18 protein-coding genes are annotated in these 20,654 nt (G+C 58.7%); 11 read left to right on the forward strand and 7 right to left on the reverse strand.

Going from position 1 to position 20,654, the window contains the following annotated elements:
* Positions 1–37: 37 nt before the first annotated feature.
* Positions 38–916 carry a hypothetical protein gene (locus AC1RT6_RS08450; protein WP_309775293.1) on the reverse strand — a complete coding sequence of 293 codons (879 nt, stop codon included), beginning with the start codon at positions 914–916 and terminating at the stop codon, positions 38–40.
* 205 nt (positions 917–1,121) lie between these two features.
* Between AC1RT6_RS08450 and AC1RT6_RS08455 the strand changes: the two genes are divergently transcribed.
* From AC1RT6_RS08455 to ubiG, 3 genes are all read left to right on the forward strand, one after another.
* On the forward strand, positions 1,122–1,361 hold the full coding sequence (locus tag AC1RT6_RS08455) for a hypothetical protein (protein ID WP_201789004.1): 240 nt from the start codon (positions 1,122–1,124) through the stop codon (positions 1,359–1,361).
* 69 nt (positions 1,362–1,430) lie between these two features.
* On the forward strand, positions 1,431–1,808 hold the full coding sequence (locus AC1RT6_RS08460) for a methyltransferase family protein (protein WP_493029440.1): 378 nt from the start codon (positions 1,431–1,433) through the stop codon (positions 1,806–1,808).
* Complete coding sequence (gene ubiG, locus AC1RT6_RS08465) at positions 1,805–2,503, forward strand: bifunctional 2-polyprenyl-6-hydroxyphenol methylase/3-demethylubiquinol 3-O-methyltransferase UbiG (RefSeq protein WP_079445518.1); 699 nt, start codon at positions 1,805–1,807, stop codon at positions 2,501–2,503. The genes AC1RT6_RS08460 and ubiG overlap by 4 nt, the downstream gene beginning before the upstream one ends.
* A gap of 42 nt (positions 2,504–2,545) precedes the next feature.
* Here the strand turns inward: ubiG and AC1RT6_RS08470 are convergent, their stop codons facing one another.
* Together AC1RT6_RS08470 and AC1RT6_RS08475 are read right to left on the reverse strand one after the other, a co-directional pair.
* On the reverse strand, positions 2,546–3,769 hold the full coding sequence (locus tag AC1RT6_RS08470) for a tyrosine-type recombinase/integrase (RefSeq protein WP_079445517.1): 1,224 nt from the start codon (positions 3,767–3,769) through the stop codon (positions 2,546–2,548).
* A gap of 266 nt (positions 3,770–4,035) precedes the next feature.
* Entirely contained in the window at positions 4,036–4,929 is an 894-nt protein-coding gene (locus tag AC1RT6_RS08475) for a LysR family transcriptional regulator (protein WP_079445516.1), read from the reverse strand.
* 167 nt (positions 4,930–5,096) lie between these two features.
* On the opposite strand from AC1RT6_RS08475, the gene AC1RT6_RS08480 reads away from it, so the two are divergent.
* Entirely contained in the window at positions 5,097–6,071 is a 975-nt protein-coding gene (locus tag AC1RT6_RS08480) for an alpha/beta hydrolase family protein (protein WP_079445515.1), read from the forward strand.
* A gap of 470 nt (positions 6,072–6,541) precedes the next feature.
* Positions 6,542–8,599, forward strand: coding sequence for a hypothetical protein (locus tag AC1RT6_RS08485; protein WP_420799258.1), 2,058 nt, complete (start codon positions 6,542–6,544; stop codon positions 8,597–8,599).
* Between the two features lie 152 nt (positions 8,600–8,751).
* Here the strand turns inward: AC1RT6_RS08485 and AC1RT6_RS08490 are convergent, their stop codons facing one another.
* The 3 genes from AC1RT6_RS08490 to AC1RT6_RS08500 form a co-directional block, all read right to left on the reverse strand.
* On the reverse strand, positions 8,752–11,199 hold the full coding sequence (locus AC1RT6_RS08490; protein WP_079445514.1) for a TonB-dependent siderophore receptor: 2,448 nt from the start codon (positions 11,197–11,199) through the stop codon (positions 8,752–8,754).
* A 121-nt stretch (positions 11,200–11,320) separates the two neighbouring features.
* Positions 11,321–12,283 carry a FecR family protein gene (locus AC1RT6_RS08495; RefSeq protein WP_079445513.1) on the reverse strand — a complete coding sequence of 321 codons (963 nt, stop codon included), beginning with the start codon at positions 12,281–12,283 and terminating at the stop codon, positions 11,321–11,323.
* A 103-nt stretch (positions 12,284–12,386) separates the two neighbouring features.
* Positions 12,387–12,884: a sigma-70 family RNA polymerase sigma factor gene (locus AC1RT6_RS08500; RefSeq protein ID WP_173815892.1), complete on the reverse strand. Its 498-nt coding sequence runs from the start codon at positions 12,882–12,884 to the stop codon at positions 12,387–12,389.
* Between the two features lie 509 nt (positions 12,885–13,393).
* On the opposite strand from AC1RT6_RS08500, the gene AC1RT6_RS08505 reads away from it, so the two are divergent.
* The 5 genes from AC1RT6_RS08505 to AC1RT6_RS08525 all read left to right on the forward strand — a co-directional run bounded on the left by AC1RT6_RS08505 (position 13,394) and on the right by AC1RT6_RS08525 (position 19,257).
* A complete protein-coding gene (locus AC1RT6_RS08505) occupies positions 13,394–14,395 on the forward strand; it encodes a SphA family protein (RefSeq protein WP_079445545.1) in 1,002 nt (333 codons plus the stop codon).
* A 548-nt stretch (positions 14,396–14,943) separates the two neighbouring features.
* Positions 14,944–15,921, forward strand: a complete 978-nt coding sequence (locus AC1RT6_RS08510) for a formylglycine-generating enzyme family protein (protein WP_079445511.1) — start codon at positions 14,944–14,946, stop codon at positions 15,919–15,921.
* A 33-nt stretch (positions 15,922–15,954) separates the two neighbouring features.
* On the forward strand, positions 15,955–17,778 hold the full coding sequence (locus AC1RT6_RS08515) for an arylsulfatase (protein ID WP_079445510.1): 1,824 nt from the start codon (positions 15,955–15,957) through the stop codon (positions 17,776–17,778).
* Between the two features lie 142 nt (positions 17,779–17,920).
* Positions 17,921–18,892, forward strand: coding sequence for an HAD family hydrolase (locus AC1RT6_RS08520; RefSeq protein ID WP_244553392.1), 972 nt, complete (start codon positions 17,921–17,923; stop codon positions 18,890–18,892).
* A gap of 179 nt (positions 18,893–19,071) precedes the next feature.
* On the forward strand, positions 19,072–19,257 hold the full coding sequence (locus AC1RT6_RS08525; RefSeq protein WP_244553386.1) for a DUF1214 domain-containing protein: 186 nt from the start codon (positions 19,072–19,074) through the stop codon (positions 19,255–19,257).
* Between the two features lie 164 nt (positions 19,258–19,421).
* On the opposite strand, the gene AC1RT6_RS08530 is transcribed toward AC1RT6_RS08525, so the two are convergent.
* Positions 19,422–19,700, reverse strand: coding sequence for a hypothetical protein (locus tag AC1RT6_RS08530; protein WP_472791571.1), 279 nt, complete (start codon positions 19,698–19,700; stop codon positions 19,422–19,424).
* Here AC1RT6_RS08530 and AC1RT6_RS08535 point away from each other — a divergent pair.
* Positions 19,600–20,613, forward strand: a complete 1,014-nt coding sequence (locus AC1RT6_RS08535) for a protein rep (RefSeq protein ID WP_472791212.1) — start codon at positions 19,600–19,602, stop codon at positions 20,611–20,613. The genes AC1RT6_RS08530 and AC1RT6_RS08535 overlap by 101 nt on opposite strands.
* Positions 20,614–20,654: the final 41 nt, after the last annotated feature.

Here is a 20,654-nt window from a genome sequence, read left to right on the forward strand (position 1 = left end):
CAATCCGTGGAAAAGATTGCACCATCAAACCCCGGGATCAAACACCTAGGACCCCCTCAGATTTTCTATTCCTTGATTTCAAATAATACAGTGTCGAATCAATTTCTAGTAGATCACGCCTGTCACGCAGTTTCTTAAAACGTCGAGGATACAACCTTCGATATTCCAAAAGACAGCCTCTTCCGGTTTTTCTTAAAACAGCCCTCACACGCCTGTCTATGTTGATAAAAGGTGATGGTGTCGTTCCTCTTCGAGTAGCTCTAATCGCGCGTTCGGCATAATCACGGATTATCACTGATTTCCAGAAAATCTCATCCGGCTTAATATCGAGCAAATCGATCGGTCTGCTGATGCCTGTGGCTTTCACGCCTGCTGGCGTTTCAAGACGTATCTCAATACGCGGCTTTTCTAGTTCTCCATCGAGCTTGCCCGGCTTGTCGTGATACTTAACGACGATCTTCGATGGCCTTCGCTGGCCATTGAGTTGGCGAATTTTCGTATCAATCGAATAGTGCGTGGCTTGAAAGCGAAAAGTCTCGTCGGTTGACCGTTGATATTTTTGCGCCGTGTACCGATCTAATAGTTCGACGAATGCATCGCGATCGACGTCATCGCGCACATCGAACTCATAGGCGATATGGACGGCGCTAAGAGAAACACCATTCCCGAAATATTCGTCGAGAATCTGAATCGCCTCAGCACTAAGACGCCAGCCCATGAAGTTTTCCCCTACCAAAACTTCTTCATCCCAAAGTTTTGAAACGCCTGCGCTTCGCAAAGCGTTTTTGAGTTCGATCGGAGGCCGCTTTATCCTCCAAAACTGTTCGATCGAGTCACAGTATCCACGGCCAAAAGCGATTGACTTGTTTGCAGCGAATAAGTCTCCAACGTGTCGGCGTCTTATTGACTTTGCCATTCTGTGAGGTCCTTGCGTATTACGTGGTGAATTGACTTGCTGAGTTTTGTAAGCGGGGCACCGTCGCCGCGCTTGGTGGTTTCGAATGACAGATCGTTTGACCATGGTAGGACCTCATAGGGTTTAGATTCAGAATTGCCCGACTAGCGGTCGGGCGCGGTATGGCGTCGTATGCCATGCGTCATTCATCGTCGGGGTCGGCGCTATGATCGTGATGATGTTCTTCGGCATGAGCCGATCGCTGGGCGGTCTTGACGCGCCATGGAGCGTCGCTGCAAACCTTGCCCTGCTTCTTCAGTTTCCGCTTGTGCACTCAGCTCTGCTGGGACGACGCGGCGCCAAGCTGCTGGCGCGCGCAGCACCCAGGCCGATTGGCCAAGACCTTGCAACGACAACTTACGCCACTATTGCCTCCGTGCAGGTAGCTCTGTTCTTTCTGGGCTAGTCTCCGAGCGGAATCATTTGGTGGCAAGCCCAAGGCTTTGCACTGGCAACTCTCTGCACTCTTTATCTCGTGAGTTGGCTCTTGCTTCTCAAAGCAATTCGTGACGCGGGCTTCGCGCAGCAAATAGGCTTTCTGGGCTGGTGGGCCGTCTATCGCAAGGTCCCGCCATGCTACGCGCCCATGCCCCAACGTGGTCTTTTCCGTTTCTGCCGGCAACCAATCTACGTCGCCTTTGCGATGACACTCTGGACGGTCCCAACATGGACCCCAGACCAGCTCGAAGTGGCGCTCGTCCTGACACTTTATTGCGTGACCGGGCCACTGTTGAAGGAGCGTCGTTTCTCCCGTCGTTTTGGCGAACAGTTTCGGGCCTATCAGAAGCGGGTGCCCTATTGGCTTCCCTTGTACCGAAGGCGAATGCCGCCTGCCAAGCCGGACGACGTATGAAAAACGACCTCTCCATCTACGAGAAGCACGCTGACACATGGTGGAGCGGTGAGACTCGATGGCTGCGCACACTACATAAAATGGCGCCTGCGCGCATGATGATGATTGACCCGCTGGTCGGCGATTGGGTCAACAAACGCGTGTTGGATTTGGGCTGTGGCGGCGGCTTCCTTGCGGAAGAGTTGTCACGTCGAGGCGCCAAAGTTGTCGGCGTCGACCCATCGCACGGTGCGATTGCCGCTGGCGTGGACCATGCCCGTCTGTCCGGGCTCGAGATCGACTACATCGTGGGCGCCGGCGAGAGTATTCCATTGCCCGACGCGTCCTGTGACGTGGTCGTCTGTGTGGACGTTCTGGAGCATGTCGCCGATCTTCCCAGGGTGATTGCCGATGTCCGGCGCGTGTTGCGACATGGGGGGCTGTTCATATTCGATACCATCAACCGCACTTGGCTTGCCAAATTCGTAATCATCACTCTGGGCGAGCGCGTTCTTCGATTGCTGCCGCAGGGCGCGCACGACAGTGACCTCTTCATTAAGCCAACCGAGCTTCTCGAAGTCTTACTACAGGCAGGTTTTCAAGTCGGACCTATGTGTGGCTTCGGCCCACGTGGAATTGACCGGCACCTCGACTTTACGTTCGGGCCCCATCCGTTCGAGAGCATTATGTATCTTGGTCACGCGCGAGCCAGGTAGTAAAAATTTCTCGCACAAGCACACAAGCAATGAGCTTCGCGCTTAAGTATTCGACCGAATTGGTATTACGAGCGACTCCGTTTTCCCGATGCCTATCCGAGTGCAAAATTTTGCCCAATCAGCAGCCAGCTGCCGACGCTTCGCTAAGAGATCGCCGCGTCGATATGCGGCCTCAACCTTGTTGCCCACGGTATGAGCGAGCGCCATTTCCACAACATGATTGGGAAACGCGGTGCTCTCCGCGGCCCAATCGCGGAATGTGCTCCGAAAGCCGTGGACGGTGATGTCCACGCGGTCCATCCGCCGTAAGACAGCTGCCATGGCCATGTTGCTCAGACCACCGGCTCTTGGCCCGATGAAAACGTACGAATTGTCCTTTTCACGTGGCAGGCCTTTTAAAATTTCGACCGCTTCGTTGCTGAGCGCAACGCGGTGTTCGCGGCCTGCTTTCATCCTGTTACCCGGTACGGTCCATGTCCGAGCCGCGAAATCGATCTCGTCCCATTGAGCGCCCACCACCTCGCCTGTTCGGGCAGCTGTTAGAATTACAAATTCAAGCGCGCGCGCTGCCACGCCCTCCCTTTTTCTGAGCAATGCCGTGAAAGCCGGAATTTCGGCATAAGGAAGAGCCGCATGGTGCTCCGGTTTGGCGAGCCGCGCGCGGGCAGGCAAAACATGCTGCAGGTTGCCTTTCCAACGCGCCGGGTTATCGCCGTCCCGTAGTTTTCGAACAGTCGCCCAATCGAGGATGGCTTCGATCCGGCTGCGCACCCGACTGGCCGTCTCAGTTTTGATAGGCCAAATTGGCTCAAGGACCAATAGAACCGACCCTATGTCAATGTCCGCCACAGCGAGCTTGCCAATTTTGGGAAAGACATACTCCCTTAGGGTGGAGATGAACTGGTTGCGGTGTTTTGCATTTCTCCATTTCGCTTGATGGGCATCGAAATACGCCGTGGCAGCTTCTTGGAAAGTGACCGCCTTTGATATTTCTAGAGCCGCTTTCGTACGCTCAGCCTTGCGCGCTTCGATCGGATCGACGCCATCGAGAAGTTGTTGTCTGGCTTTTCGGGCGCGTTCACGTGCGTCCTTAAGGCTCACGGTATGAAGTGCACCAAGCCCCATCCAGCGCTCGCGGCCGTTTCGCTCAAAGCGCAGGAGCCAGGATTTCGCTCCGCTGGGCGTTATTTGGAGGCAGAGGCCTTGACCGTCGCCGTAGCGTCCCGGCGCTCTTAGCGTATCAACCTGCCGCGCATTTAAGGCCACCGTTCGGCCCCCGAATTGACCCCCGGCCGAGCAGCCGGTTCTCACCGGTTTATATCGGTAGTCGCTGGCGCTCAGTAAGGTCGTATCCTACAGTAACCTTAACGCTTTTTATCCACTAACGGCTCTCTCCGGCTTCTCTTGAGTTAGGCGGAGGCGGACTCCCTCTCCGCCATTTTGCCCACCACTCCGGTATAGCGCTGGGCACGCCAATCCCCGCCAATTGCCGCACTGATGTCGCGTCTATGGAGGTTGTCCGTTCAAAGCATTCACGCCCGAAATCTTAGCGTCTCCACAAAAAGGGTGAAGGCAGACGAGGCGTGTTGGCGGTGCGGATAATAGAGATGGTAGCCCGGCAGGTCGGGCGTGAATTTGCCCAGCACGCGCATCAGCCGGCCCCCATCCAGATGATGCCGGACCTGGTCGAGCGGCAGGTAGGCGAGGCCGTGACCGTCGAGCGCGGCATCAAGGATCAGGTCGATGGTATTGAAGACGAGCGGCCCGTCGACCCTCACCCGCGTCTCGCGGCCGCCGCGCGCCAGCCGCCATTTGTTCAGCGTCCCGGATGTAGGCAGCCGCAAGTTGATCGCGCGATGATCGATCAGTTGCGCGGGTGAATTGGGAACAGCATGTCTGCGAAAATAGTCCGGCGAGCCGACGACCGCCATCGGCGTATCAGGCCCAATCCGCATCGCGATCATGTTCTTGGCGACTTCTCCGCCCAGGCGGACACCTGCGTCGAAACGATCGGCCACCACATCGGCGAGGCCGTAATCGATGGTCATCTCCACCCTTATGTCCGGGTTGTCCGCAAGCAGCCGCTTCATCGCCGGCACGATGATGGTCTTGGCCGCATGCTCCACCGTGGTAAGGCGGATCGTGCCGGACGGCCGGTCACGAAGCTCACCCAGCGAGGCGATTGCCGCATCTAGATCGTGCAGCATGGGACCGAGCGTTGCGATCAGCCGCTCTCCGGCATCCGTGGGGGCGACGCTTCGCGTCGTGCGCGAGAGCAGCCGTAAGCCTAAACGCTCCTCCGTGCGCCGCACAATCTGGCTGAGCGCCGATTGCGCCATGCCGAGCCGGATCGCGGCCCTGGTGAAGCTGCGCTCCTCGGCAACCACGACGAAAGCCGCCAGATCGGCGATCTCGTCCCGCCGCATTTATCACCTCAATGATAGGCTCAAGCTAAATTACACGCCTAATCGATCAAATCCTTCTGACCTAGATTGTGGGCATGGGCAAGGGCGGCAAGTGAAGGAGCAGACGGCCGGAACCTACGTCAGGAAGCTCACCGTCCTCATCTTCAGCCAAGCAAAGGAATTTTGATATGACCGGAATATCGAAGGAAAGAATGCAGAAAGCCCTGGAGCAGGAAAAAACCATCTCCAAGGAGGATCACGCCAAGGTCAAAGCGCTGGCCGGCATGGTCAAGATGCCGCGCAGCTTCATCTTCAAGAACCCCGACGAATACGGCATGCAAGGCTGGCACGATCTGTCGATCCCGTCGGACGACGGCACGCCGCTCGAAGCCTGGTACATCCCGGCCAAGGGCGGCGAGAGCAACAAGCTCGTCATCTTCAACCACGCCCTTCCCATGTGCCGCGCCGGCTATCCCGGCCACCTGGGCGAGCCGTGGAGCAACTTCATCGAGCCGGTCGAGATCGACTTCGTCATCCAGTACAAGCACCTGACCAATGCCGGTTACAATGTGCTGACTTACGACTTCCGCAACCACGGGCAAAGCGGGGCAGCCAACGGCGGCGTCTGCGGCGTCGGCCAATGGGAATGGCGCGACTGCGTCGGCGTGAAGAAATTCGTCGATGCGCATCCGCGCTTGGGCAAGATGGATGTCGCACTGTTCAGCCAGTGCTTGGGCGGCGTTTCGCAGTATGCGGCGATCACCAAACACCCGGAGCTGTTCGCGAACGTCAGATGCCTGCTCAGCCCGCTGGTACCCAACATGACCTCGGTCTTCTCCAAGCTCTCGGGCTACCAGGGCATCGCGCAGTACCAGGAATTGATCGACCTGGAGATTCTGAAGCTGGGCGGCTTTGCTGCCGCTGACATGTCGGGCAAACTATGGGCTCCTAGCGTCAAGCTTCCTGTCCTGATGTGGCAGTTGCGAGACGACGCGGTGATCAACAACCCGACCGACGCGCAGAGCACATTCGACGCCTTGGGCAGCGCCGACAAGGAACTCCACTGGATCGAGGGCACGACCAAGCGGTTCGAAGACGGCTACAACTGGTTCGGCCGCCACCCCCAAAAGGTACTATCCTTCCTCGACAAATACATGGGCTAATCCCTTCATACGGGTGCCGCAGCGACGACGGTGGCGAATGCCAAGACAGCCGCTGCGGCCATTCCATGCCACAGGCATCGCGGACAGCGCGCGGCCCGGGCATTCCCATGAGCGCATGTAGAGTTCATCGCCTTCAGGTGTCATTTTGGAGGCCTATCGCGTAGACATAATTCTCATCACTATTCCGCACTGCCCGCCAGTTTCGTATAACTAACGGGTTTATTGCTATATTCCAGATTCTCTGTTTCTGACCCGAACCAGCCTGCATTCAACACTGACCTCTGCGTGACCGTGCGGCGACAACCTTTGAGAAAGTCGCGCGTCGCGCCGATTTTCGCCACATCTACGGTGTTTTGCCTGACAATCTGGTTCTCAGCTGTTGGCGCGCGGAACGTCCGCCTGAGAGCTTCAGCGGCTGGGTATGGCAGCTGGCCTCACTGAGGGACAGCGATGGAATATGGAGGCTTAGTATGACGAGCCCTGAACGTCGCTATTCGCAGCCGAGATCGGCGGGACCGAGTGCAGTTCCCGGTTCTTCTAACAAGGTTGGCAAGATTCGTCTCGCCACCCGATTCGCCGCTGCCGCGGCAGCAGCGTTCATTTTCGCGACGACAGACCCGCCGGCCGAAGCGGCCCCAGGCACGTGCGAGCAGGCGACCGGGTTCTCGATCTTGCCCTCGCCGTTTGCACCTTGGAAGGGGACGCCGCTGCGCGTCATGATCGTCACCGAAAAGCCGCTCCAGGGTAAGATTTCGCTGGTTGCGCCCGACGGAAGCGTCGCGGCCAACTCGTCTGAGCGGCGCGGCGGTGCGCCGTACTTCTGGTTTGCCGAGGTCGCCGCCCCGGCCGCCGGTACGTGGCACGCCACCCTGACGCTCGACCACCCAACGGCGGACTGCAGTACGATCACACGCGATATCTCCGTAAGCGCGCGCAAACCAGACCCTCTGCCTGTTCCATCCGGCGCCTTTTGGAAGGTGCGTAACAGTTGGGATCGCGAGACGGAATCCTTGTTCTCTGCATGGATCGAAAAGCTATTTGACGCGCCCCCCGATCAGGATCTGTCTTGGAAAGTTTGGCATGAAATCCTGCACGACCGATCCCGCAATTTCCTGTTCAATTATCTAGGCCGCGGTGAAGATAATGTGCGGACGGGCCTTCGTCCCGACTGCGCAGATTTCGTTTACTTTCTGCGCGCCTATTTTGCCTACAAGATAGGGCTACCGTTCGGCTACTCCAATTGCTCACGAGGCGCCAATGGCAAGGCGCCCAAGTGCTACCAGTGGTTCGACATGGAGCATCCCGAGGTCACGCGTCCGCCGCCGCCTCCGGAACAGGAAATTGCGTCGGCTGCGATCACCAATGCCCCGCCGCCCGAGCAACCGCCCATCCTTCTGCCCGGGTTTGCCCGGCCGCAGTCGACCGGAACGCCTGCGGCTCCGCCGAAGGTGCGGCCAAAACGGCCGACGATGTTCAGCGAATACCTGCGGGACGTTGGCGACGTCGTGCATACGGGCGCCGCGCGCGTCGGCGCGAGTGACGACAACACCGATTTCTATACTGTCTCACTGACCCAAGAAGCGCTTCGCCCGGGCACGATGTATGCCGACCCCTACGGCCACGTGCTGATGCTCGTGCATCGCGTGCCGGAGATGAACGGCAAGCCGGGCGTCTTCCTCGCCGTCGACGCTGAACCCGACGGCTCGATCACGCGAAAGCGTTTCTGGCGCGGCAATTTCCTGTTCGTGCATGATCCTGCGCTGGGCAGCCCGGGCTTCAAGCACTTTCGGCCGATCGTGCGCAACAAAGGCGGCTCGTTGCGGCGGCTGGTCAACGCCGAAATCACCAACAATCCCGAGTACGCAGATTTTTCGCTCGATCAAACAAAGATGAGTGCCGAGGATTTTTACGATCGCATGGATGACGTGATGTCGCCGGAGCCGCTCGATCCCGTGAAAGCGATGACAGACGCCATCGCAAGTCTGAACGAACAGGTGAAGACGCGTGTGACCTCGGTCGAAAACGGACGACAATATCAGCAAAAACACGCCGGAGAGGTGGCTATGCCCAGCGGTGCCTCGATCTTCGGGACGTCGGGAGCGTGGGAAGATTATTCCACTCCGGCGCGCGATTTCCGTTTGTTGATCGCGATCGATGTCGTGCGGGGATTTCCCGATCGCGTCATTCGGCGAGCGCCGCGCTATGCGATGCCGAGCGGCAAGAGCATCGCGGACCTCAAAAGCGAATTGCAAGGGGTGCTGGCGTCCGAGCTTGCCTCGCGAAAAATATCCTACATGCGCAGCGATGGCTCGCAATGGACGCTTTCGCTCAAGGAGGTCATCGACCGGGCAACGCACTTCGAGATGGCCTATAACCCGAACGACTGCGTCGAGGTAAGGTGGGGCGCGTCCGAAGGCAGCGAGGAGGCATCCACGTGCAAGCGGCACGCGCCGCAGGCGCAACGCGCGAAGATGTCGTCGGAGTACCGCACCTGGTTCCACGAGCGGCGTTGGCCGACGAAGACCTAGATCGCGATGGCGGTGGCGGTCTTCCGGATCGCCACCACAATGATATCGGCTATGAGCGATCTCTCACCCTGCCGATCACCGCGCGTGCGGACACAGCATTAAGCCAGCGGAGGTTGCTTTGCAGGCATTGATTGATTTTGAAGCCGTCACCATCACCACTTATAGGAAAGACTTCCCGTGATGCGACGCCGGTCGCCGTAGAAGCATGACGTAACAAAGCCGCAGCTCGCGACATACTGGGTGTCGGCGATGTTGACGACGTTGACCGCCGCGCGCCACTGGTTCGCCCATTCGTAGTGAACCGCCAGATCGCCGAGGACCACCGCCGGTACGGAAAGAGTATTCATATTATCCGCAAAAGACGAGCCGACATAGCGCACGCCGCCGCCGAAACCCAGCCCGTCCAGCGAGCCCTCGCGGATCGTGTAATCCGTCCACAACGAAGCCACCTGGCGCGGCCTCGACGTGGGCACCTTACCGATCAAAGTCTGATCAAGGTCCTTACTGACGAATAACTCGTAGTTGGTGTAGCTCGCGACCACCTTGAAGTCGCGGGTAATATTGGCAAGGGCCTCCAGCTCAAGGCCGCGCGACGTCACCTCGCCATTCTGGGTCTGGAACAATACGTTATTGGGGTCGGTGGTCAGGGTGTTCTTGCGCTTCAAGTCGAACAAAGCGACGCCGAACCGCGCGTTGAGACCCACGGGCTGATACTTCACGCCGACTTCGGTCTGCTCCGCAGTTTCGGGTAACAGCAATCCACCGGCGGAATTCAGGCCAATGATCGGATTATAGCTCGTTGAGTATGACGCATAGGGCGCGAGACCATTGTCAAAGTTGTAGATCAGCCCGGCGCGGCCGGTAAATTTGCTGTCCTGTCGGCTCACGGGCGTATAAATCCGGTCGTTGTTGATCAGATTTACCCAATCGTTGCGGCCCGACAGGATCAGCGTGAAGCGCTCCCACTTGATCTGGTCCTGAAGGTAGAGGCCGACCTGCCCCTGGGTCAGATAAGTGTCCTGGTAAAGCGGGCCGTCGTAGGGTGTGTTAACGCCATAGACCGGATTGAGAACATTCAGATCCGTGCCGGTTCCGATACCCTGCTTGTCGTCAATCGCATAATGCCTGAGGTTGAGACCCATCAGCGTGGTATGCTGGAACGGGCCCGTGGAGAAGCGATACTCGAACTGATTGTCCATATTGAGCTGAGTCGCTTTCGAGGCCGCAAGGAAGTTACCCCGCATAATGTTAGCGTCGGCCGGAGTGGTGGCCCAGCCTTGGCCGAACATTCCCGTGTAATTCACCTCGACATGCGCAGCGCGCGCGTTCTGGCGGAACGTCGCATTGTCCGTGAGATGCTTTTCGAATTGGTAACTGACCATTTGTTGGGTGCGCGTATAACGGTCAGCCGAGGGGTCACCGGTGAAAAGGTTGGTCGGTATCCGGCCGAACGGAGCATTGGTCACGGTGCCTTCATACGGCAAGAAATTCGGTGCTCTGGTCTGGTTGTGAGACGCCATCGCGAAGACCGTCAGTCGCGTGTCTATGTCGGGCATCCACGTCACGGACGGCGCAATGAAATAATTGTCATTATTGACGAAGTTCGTTTGCGTGCCGCCGCCCTGAACCTGGCCGACGACTCTGTAGAGCAACTTGCCGTTGCCCGGCTGCATCTCGACAGGACCGCCGAAGTCGAACTGCGTATAGGCGTTGCCGAAATTATTGACGCCGGCCTCGATATAACGAATGGGCTCCGCCGGAGGCAGCTTGCTCACGGCGTTGACCAGTCCGCCCGGCGCCGATCCGCCGTAGAGAGAGGCCGATGGGCCGCGCAGCACCTCGACACGCTCGAGATTGAATGGCTGCAGTTTAAAGCCGGCGAACGCAAAATAGAAAAGATTCATGCCGTCGAGGAAAAGTGAGTCCTGTTGGGCGTCAAAACCACGGATCATGAACCAGTCGTCGCGAAAATCCGTCCCAAAGGTCCCGGCAACGACACCCGGCGTATAGCGCAGCGTATCATCGAATTTTGAAACCAGCTTCTGATCGCGAATCTGCTCCGCGCCTATGACCGAGATCGACTGCGGCACCTCAATCAGCGGCGTGTTGGTTTTGGTTGCCGTGACGCTTCGGTTCGCGACGTAACCTTGAACCGGACCCGTGGCGCTCTCACCCTGCACATCGATGGTGTCAAGGGCGATCGCGCCAGCCGGCGTCGCGCCGCCACCGCCACTCACTGCCTGCTGCGAGATCGCAACCGTAGTGGCGTTGGTGAAACGGTAGCTCAGGCCGGTGCCCTGAAGAATGCGCGCGAGCGCTTGTTCAGGCGTGGCCGAACCTGAGATGCCCGGCGACGTCTTTCCGGTCCCAATGCTGGTCAGATATGTCACTTGCAGGCCGGCCTGTCGACCAAATGCCGTCAGTGCGCGATTGAGCGGGCCAGCCGGCACATTGAACGAAGCCTGCGCCGCGTTCTGGGCATAAGCTTCGCGATCTGTCACGCCGACGCCGGCGACGATCGCCGTGCTCATCATCAGCGCTGCGGCCAACACCCTGCTTCTGTTGGTCCTGCCAGAAAACGTCCGAGCCTTGTAACCCATAAGTCCCACCCCAAATTCGTCTCGTGAAGGGGCCTGCGGTTGCCTGAACGCTCGGACGCGCCAACCCCTGTAGCTGATACAATCGGGGCCGTGATTTTTTCACGTATCTACGAAGTTATTTTTAGATGGGGGAAATCACCGTCAGGAACGATGAAACCTGCCGGATATGAGCGCCAGCCGGATGCACGACGGCTTCGAGTGCCCGTTTAGGATTATTCAAATCAAAAATACCGCTGACCCGCTGAGAGCCGATAAAGGGATCGGCCATCACAATCCGTCCCGGAATCCAGCGGCCGATGCGCGCCACCAGCGCCGAGACTGCTTCCTTCTCGGCGACGATAAGGTTGTCGCGCCATGACGCGATCTGACTCGCTTCGCGCGATCCGCGCTCGATGGCATGGGTGGCGCTATCGATCGTCACCCACTCCCCGGCCGTGAGCTTCGTGCCCGCCGCGATCGTCGAGCCTGGCGCCTGCGCTTCGACGACGCCATGATCAACCGAGACCGAGAGCATGCCGGCATCGTTGGCAACATCGAAGGCCGTGCCTAGCGCCGTCGCCGTCAGCTTGGCAGCCTGAACGGTAAAGGCGCGCTGCGACTCGGATGCGACATCGAAGAACGACATGCCAGCCAGAAGCTGAACGCGGCGCAGTCGGGCCGTAAAGTCCAAGGCAATGGCACTATCCGGCCCGAGCGTCGCGACGCTTCCGTCCGGAAGATTGACGCTGCGGATTTCACCCTTTGCAGTGACATGGTCGGCCCGGCTGAGAAGCAAGGCACGGGGAAGAATGGAATAGCTGGCGCCGACGGCACCAACGCCGATGAGGCCGCCGATCACGAAATTTCGGCGCGTCAGTCCCAGTTTTTCGCGACGTTCCGCACTGCGACGCCGGGTCAGAACCTTGCCGCTGGCGCCGTGGACCTTGGCTACCCGCGCCCAGATGCGCTCATGCTCGGCGCTGCGCGCGCGCCAGACCCGCACCATCTCGGTCGCAACCGGATTGCCGGGGTCATTCTGCAAGCGGATGACGAGGTCGATCGCTTCATCCGTGAGCCGATTTTGATCTAACCCGGGTTGGCTCATTCATATCCCTTCGATAGGCACCGACCACAGGTCGAGCATCGCGCCTACCATAACTTATACAAACGAGCAGCGTCGAATTTCACACAGCAGACAAATTAAAGGCTCAGAAATCGTCCACTCGCGTCAGGATATGCTGGTAGGCGTTCCGGATCAGAACCCAGGCCCGCGAAGCCGACACGTTCAACTCATCCGCGACTTCCTGGATCGTGTGCTCGCCCAGCCGATGCATCTCAAAGGCCTTGCGCGTGCGCTCGGGAAGCTCCGCCAGCGCTCGCCGTGTCTGGGTGAGGCACTGGCGCGAATAAACGATGGCCTCCGCCGTGGGCGCAGGATCGGCGACGGCGGCAGCCTCGTCGAGATCAGTCGTCTGGATCAAACTCTCCCGACGGTGATGGTTGACGCTAAGACTACGCGAGACCTGATAGAGATAGGCCCGAGGATTGTGCTTGGTGCAGACTGCCGCAGGAGGCGACGCCAGCACCCGTAGAAAAGTATCCTGCGTGATGTCGGCGGCTGTCTCGGCATTGTGCCCGCGACGACGGAGGAAGCGGTTGATTTCGCGAGCGTGCCGGACGAACAGGTTGTGAAAATCCCAGCTCATAGGCACTCCGCGGACCAACCTGTGCATCGTCGGCGCGCAGATTGAGCCGGTGACAGCAACCGCAGATGCACGGAACCGAGAGCAAAAAGAACCATGATGCCAAGGCCAAGGTTTAGGATGCCGAAACGACGTCACCGTCGCGCGATGGGCCTCCAATCGTTATTGCGTCCATAATTCTTCTGCAACCGCAATGATTTATATCCATTCTAAAAACTGTCTCGAGCCAACTGCTCGCGATTGATCCTTAAATTGTGAACTGGCCCCACCGGAAGGTGACCCGCCCCTTGAATCGCGGAAGGGATTCGCCGCCTGAACGGCACCCGGCAATCTTGCTTCCGATTTCACAGCTAGTTCGAACTAGAATGTTGCATCAAGCTTCTATCGACACCCAAGTGGCCCCGCTAAAACAGTGCATCCGAAAAATCGATTGCTGCGCTTTGAGCGATTCGCCTAAGTTTGATCTCCGATTGTGATCGTTGGATCGTTCTCACTCTTAATTGGGGTTGGCGATGCACTACGGCTTGAAAGCGACGTTGGTCGCCGGCGGGATGTTGTTATCGTTTGGTGGATCCGCCCTAGCCGCTGAAGGCGGAGTCGGAGCCTATCTGCTGGGTGGGAAGGGTCCTATGGCCGGCTTCACGCCACCGGAAGGGCTCTATTTCCAGGACGATATGTACTTCTATACTGGCAAGATCGGCGCGGGCCGTGCGCTCCCGACTGGCGGTCTGCTGACAGCCGGTATCAGCGCGCAAAGTTGGCTCAACCTTCCGACGCTGGTCTGGGTGACGCCAGCAAAGGTTCTCGGCGGCGATCTTGCCGTTTCAGTCACCACGCCGTTCGGTGAACCGCGCATCAATGCGAATCTGCTGGTGAATTCTCCCCGGTTCGGGCCCATCGGGCGAAACGTAACCGACGCCGAATTCAACATGAGCGACATTTTCGTCAACTCGTTCGTCGGCTGGCACGCTGGCAAACTCCATTGGCAGCTTGGCGTTGCAGGCATTATCCCGTCCGGAAGCTATGTTACCGGTCAACTTTCAAACGCTTCCCTCAATCGGCCGGCGGTGGACGTATCCGGTGCGCTGACGTGGCTTGATCCAGCTACGGGGGTCGACCTTTCCGCAGCCGCGGGATTCACTTTCAATCAACCCAACACAGCAACCGACTACAAAACTGGAAATGAATTCCATCTCGAATGGGCAGCGTCGAAATCCCTCAACAAGGACATCTCCGTCGGACTCGTCGGCTACTACTATCAGCAGCTCACCGATGATACCGGAACGGGTGCTGTACTTGGTCCTTTTAAAGGCCGAGCGGCGGCACTCGGTGGCACGATTGGATACGATTTCGAGGTTGGAAAACTTCCAATTTCAACGCGTCTCAAGGTGTACCGCGAATTCGATGTGCAGAACCGCATGGAGGGAACGGCGGGATACCTCACCGTATCGCTCCCGATCCACGTAGGCTCATCCTCAGTGCCTTCCGCGACCGCGATCAGAACCAAATACTGACATCCCCATCGTCATCTGCGTAGCCCAAACTGTTTCGCTCTCGTTGACGTCATGACCCTGCAAGTGTCGGAACGAATACTCTGCCTGTCCGCCGTCCAGGAAGCGGCGTGAACAACTCGCATCAAATTTTCTCCCCATTGTCCAAGCGGACGAAAGCCGATTTTTAACGAGCGTGCGGCACCGCGCTACGTTTGCAAAAACCACCCATGACATCCTTAAGGAATTACGTTAAACTGTGCTGCAACTGTTTGACTTGAAGTCATTGCCAAGCGACCGCGGAAGTTCTTTCAGCGAATACTAAAGACAACAAGGCTGACACGTCCGTTCGTTCGGTGGTCCTGAAACACGAGAAGTGGTGGGCCTGACAAATGTCGCTGTGTGAATTTAAAGCCGTCCGTGCTGCATTATCATCTTTTTCGCCAGTGAAATTTTTGCCTGCATCCGCGGCGCCCTCGCCTGGAATCTGCTGGTACTACACGGACTCCTCCCGCAGGCAGGGCTTCTGGGATTATTGCCCCCAATAGCCTTGGAGCAACGGGGGCATCACCATGGCGCAGGCCGATGTTCAGAAACCCGGGCGAGCCAGCGCGTCATTGAATGAGATGGTCTGGATTCCCGGCGGCACGTTCCGCATGGGCTCCGACCGTCACTATCCCGAAGAAGCGCCCAGCCATCGCGTGACGGTTGATGGGTTCTGGATCGACAAAACACCTGTCACGAACCGGCAGTTCAAACAGTTTGTGAAAGCAACCGGCCATGTCACCGTCGCGGAGGTGCCGCCGGATCCCAAGGACTATCCAGGCGCTCGCCCGGAGATGATTTATGCGGGATCGCTTGTTTTCTGTCCGCCCGCGCGCCTAGTCAATCTCCGCGACTGGAGCCAGTGGTGGACGTTCATGAAGGGTGCCGACTGGCGGCATCCTTATGGACCGAAGAGCAACATCAACGTGCAGGACCATCATCCGGTGGTCCACGTCGCTTATGCCGACGCGCTGGCTTATGCAACCTGGGCCGACAAGGAACTGCCGACCGAGGCAGAATGGGAGTTTGCCGCGCGCGGCGGACTCGAGGGGATGGAATTTGCGTGGGGAAATGAATTCACGCCGAACGGCCACCACATGGCCAACACCTGGCAGGGCGAATTCCCGCGGCAGAACCTGAATGAAGACGGCTACGAACGCACTTCGCCGGTAACGGCATTTCCGCCGAATGGTTACGGTCTGCACGACATGATCGGCAATGTGTGGGAGTGGACCAGTGACTGGTACACCCCAAAGCATGAAGCCGATGCGCCCAAGGCGTGCTGCATCCCCGAAAACCCGCGCGGCGGCAGAGAGGACGCGAGTTACGATCCCTGCCAGCCAAGCATCAAGATTCCTCGCAAAGTCCTCAAAGGCGGCTCGCACCTCTGCGCGCCGAACTATTGCCGCCGCTACCGCCCCGCCGCGCGTCACGCCGAGCCGGTCGATACGTCGACCAGCCATGTCGGATTTCGCTGTGTGACAAGGAAACTCGCTGCGCAGTGACCTTCAACTTCCTTGTGAAGAACGGAGAGTGCAATGACGAGCAGTACGAACGACCAAGACAAACCCGTAGCTCCATCGAACAAGGCCGACAATCACGCTCTCAGTCGCCGGAATATTCTGCTGGGCTCGTCGGCACTGGTGACACTGGCGACAATGGCGGCACCCGCGGAGGCCCAGAGACAAAAGGCTGCGCCGGTCACGACAACAACGTCTCCGCCCGGCCGGCAGCCAAATATCTTGGTGATCTGGGGCGACGACGTCGGCATCGCGAATATCAGCGCCTACTCGAACGGTTTGATGGGGTACGAAACCCCGAACATCGACCGCATTGCCCGCGAGGGTCTCAAGATGCAGCACTATTACGGCGAGCAGTCCTGCACCGCGGGTCGCTCGGCGTTTCTCACCGGCCAGCACATCATGCGCAGCGGGCTCAGCAAGGTTGGCTTCCCTGGCGCGCCGATGGGCATGAGCCAGTTGGACCCCTCGGTTGGTGGCCTGCTCAAAAATCTTGGTTATGCGACCGGCCAGTTCGGCAAGAACCATGTCGGTGACCGCAATGAATCACTACCGACCGTGAACGGCTTCGACGAATTCTTCGGCAACCTCTATCATCTCAATGCGGAGGAAGAGCCGGAATTGCCGGACTATCCAAAAGACCCGGCCTATCGCGCAAAATTTGGGCCGCGCGGCGTCCTGAAGTGCAAGGCGACCGACCACGATGATCCTACCGTCGATCCGAGATTCGGAAAAATCGGCAAACAGACGATCGAAGACACCGGCCCGCTCACCAAGAAGCGCATGGAAACAATCGACGATGAAACATCGGCGGCGGCTATCGACTACATGAAACGGCAAAAGGCAGCCGGGAAACCGTTCTTCTGCTGGTTCAACGGCACCCGCATGCACTTGCGAACACATGTCCGTGCCTCACACCGCGGCCGCTACACACACGGCGACAGCGAGTACATCGACGGCATGATGGAGCACGACGACACGGTCGGCACGCTGCTCAAAGCGTTGGATGATATGGGCATCGCGAACGATACCATCGTCATCTACTCGAGCGATAATGGTCCCCACATGAATACTTGGCCGGACGGCGCCATGACCTGGTTCCGCTCGGAGAAAAATACCAACTGGGAAGGTGCGTTCCGCGTGCCGTGCCTCGTGCGCTGGCCGGGCTCCATCAAACCCGGCACCGTCTCGAATGAACTGATGAGCCACAACGACTGGATACCGACTTTCTGCGCCATTGCGGGCGAGCCGGACATCGTCAACAAGCTCAAGGCGGGTTACACCGCGAACGGCATCAACTACAAGGTGCACCTCGATGGGTTCGATCAATCGAACTTCCTGCGCAACGTGAGCGGCAGTGCCGCGAACAACAACGGCACCAAGAGCGCTCGCAATGCGTTCTTCTATTCGAACGACGACGGTTTGCTGGTGGCCTATCGGCAGGGTGACTACAAATGCGTGTTCTCTGAGCAGCGTATGCAAGGCACCATGGGTCTGTGGGCCGAACCGTTCACGACCCTCCGATTGCAAAAAATCTTCAACCTGTTTCAGGATCCATTCGAACGCGCAGACTTCACATCCAACACCTTCTGGGATTGGCAACTCGATCATGTCGGCTTCATGTATGGCGTCATGGATGAGGTTTTTCAGTTTGCGGCGTCGTTCAAGGACTTTCCGCCGCGCTCATTCCCGCCGAGCTTCAATCCAGCGAACATCCTGGAAAGCGAGATGGATGGCATCAAACGCAGGGAGTCGTTCAAGAAGAACCTCGACCTCGACCGCATTCGCGGCGGGTTGAACAGGATGATCGACGAGCAAATTCAGCAACGCGGGGTCAAATAGGCGCGTCGCCACACCGCGCGTCACCCGGCTCGTCTACGAGCGAGCCGGGTTGATTCAACCTCTTCACTCTCAAACCTGTGTGAGGACTGCTATGGTTGCGTCCCTTGCGACCGTCGTTCGGAGCGCCGTCTTCGTTGTGCTGATGGGGTTCTGTTGCGTCATCCTTCCGTATTCCAACGCCCTCGCGCAGAATGACCCGCTGCCGTCCTGGAATAGCGGCGCGGTCAGGACATCAATCACCGACTTCGTCGCGCGGGTCACGACACCAGGCGGCGCGGATTTCGTGCCTCCGGCCGAGCGTATCGCGGTGTTCGACAATGACGGCACGCTATGGTGTGAGCAGCCGATCTATTTTCAAGCCGCCTTTGCGCTCGACCGCGTCAAGGCGATGGCGCCGCATCATCCGGAATGGAAAAGCCAGCAGCAGTTCAAGGCGTTCCTCTCCGGTGACAAGAAGGCGCTCGCCGAGCAAGGCGAGAAAGGCCTGCTGACTCTGGTGACTGCGGCGCATAGCGGCATGACAACGGATGAATTCGCAAAGTCGGTCGCCGACTGGCTCGCAACCGCGCAACATCCCCGCTTCAACAGACCCTATAACGAGCTCGTCTATCAGCCGATGGTCGAACTGCTGGCCTATCTGCGAACCAACGGCTTCAAGACCTTTATCGTGTCGGGTGGCGGCGTCGAGTTCATGCGGGTGTGGGCGGAAAAGGCCTACGGCATTCCGCCCGAGCAAGTGATCGGCTCGTCCGGCGTCACAAAATATCAGTTAGACACCGCGGGCAGGCCGTCGTTGCTGAAGACGGCCAAGGTCCAATTCATCGACGATGGGCCGGGCAAGCCCGTCGGCATCAACATGATGATCGGCCGGCGCCCGATTCTCGCCTTCGGTAATTCGGACGGCGACCATCAGATGCTGCAATGGACCATGGCGGGAAGCGGGGCGCGCTTTGCCGGGATCGTGCACCACACCGATGCGGCGCGTGAATATGCCTACGATCACCCGTCGAAGGTCGGGCAACTCGACAAAGCTTGGGAGGAGGCGAAGGCCAAAGGCTGGACTGTCGTCGATATGAAGCAGGACTGGAACAGGGTTTTCGCATTCGAGCCGTAGCCAGCAATGCAAGTCGCGAGCTGCAGGAGATGAGGTCATGATCATCGGTACGCACTTTGCCAAATGGGGCCTCGGCCTCTTCATCTTGGCGTATTCCTGACGTTCGGAATCATCGCGCACTACTGCGTGGGCGCACGGTGGCCAACCGGTGAACTGTTCATGCAAAACATATCGCTGTGGTGGGCAAGGCGCTGAAACACAACTCCGATGGTGTGCAGGCCGACGCACCGCCGGCCGCGCAGCGCGACAACTGGCTGCCGGCGCCTAAGGGTAGCGATTTCACCCTCTATGTACGTGCATACTGGCCGAAGGCGGCGTTGGTGGATGGCACCTGGATGCCACCGGCGGTTCAGCGAGTCAGTTAGGCGACGAGGCTGCAAACTAGAACTTCGGAAATGGCGTCCCGGAAGGGGATCGAGAATCCCCCGCTAACACAATAGCGTCAACCAGAGTGCGGGAAACTTCCCGCGCATGGTGCGGCCTCACGAATTTTCCAGCACGCCCGCACCTCGTCGGGTACGCCGCTGGTCTACTGGTCCTGATCCAGCCGGCCGGTTGAACGATGATACAGGCCGGATTGCCGTTCGGCGCGGGGCTGCAGGAGTCCGGCGTCTGGCAAGATTTCCTGCACTACGCCCGCGATCCCGACGACCCGCCAGTGGATGCGGGCGAAAGCGACCTGCCCGACGCCGGCAGGCGCGAGGGCAATGCGAAGCGCCGCTTCCGTCAGCTGTCGAAAGCAGTCCTCGCCAACGGCTGCGACGCTATCGGCAAGTCCGAACGGCCTCCGCCTGCGGAATTGTTGCACCAAAGTTTACAAGCACGTCCACGAACGCGGCGCCCGGTACGTCGCGCACGAATGCGGGGTTCCGGGATGCCCGGATCGCGAGCGTCGCGACGCGCGGCGGCAGGCCGCTGCGATCGAACGGAAAGTGGCCCGGTTCATGGCCAGGCACCCCGGCAGTCAGGCCGTGATGTTGACCGTCACAAACGAGGCTGTACCCGCCCATGAACTGAAAGACGCAACCTCCGCGATCATGAAAGGCACTAGTGCCCTGATGCGGAGTGCCCCGGTCAGGCGGGCGGTGCTGGGCTGGGTCCGAAGCATTGAGCTGGCGAGGCACCCGGTAAGCTGGTTGTGGGGTCCCCACGCCCATTATTTGCTTATCTTCGGCCCCGATTATTTCCGGCGCGAGAAGGGCATCTACCTCACCCAGGAGAGATGGGCGCTTCAGACACAAAAGTGCATGCGATTGTCCTACCGGCCGGTGGTGGACGTGCGGGTTCTCAGGGGCGTAAAGGCGCCGATCGATGAAGACGGCCGCAAAAGCCTCCGTGAGATCAGCAAATACAAGGCCAAGCCTACAAGCCTGATCGTGGCGCGCAACGGCAAGCCACTTCTGGTCGGCTCCGATCATTTGGAGCTTTACGACGCTGGCGACGGCCAAGGCCTGCGGCCACACTACAACGCGCCTTTGCGCGCGTTCCTCGACGCAACCAAAAACCGCCGCATGTTGTCGATGTCGCGCAATCTGCAGGGCGACGACGATCTGGAGCTGGGCGAATTCCCCGAGGATATCGAAGGCGTGCAGGCGCCCGCCGACCTCGGTCGTTTCATCTGCACGGAAGTCTACGTGTGGCGGGTTCGCGGAAGTGATGCGGATTATTTCCTCGTCGCCCGCACGTTTGAAGAACCCGGGAGGTTTGCCATGCCCCCATAGCGCTCGCCCGGAACACCGACTTCCCCGAAACCTCATCAATT

Source organism: Nitrobacter sp. MLSD-S21 (assembly GCF_058809865.1).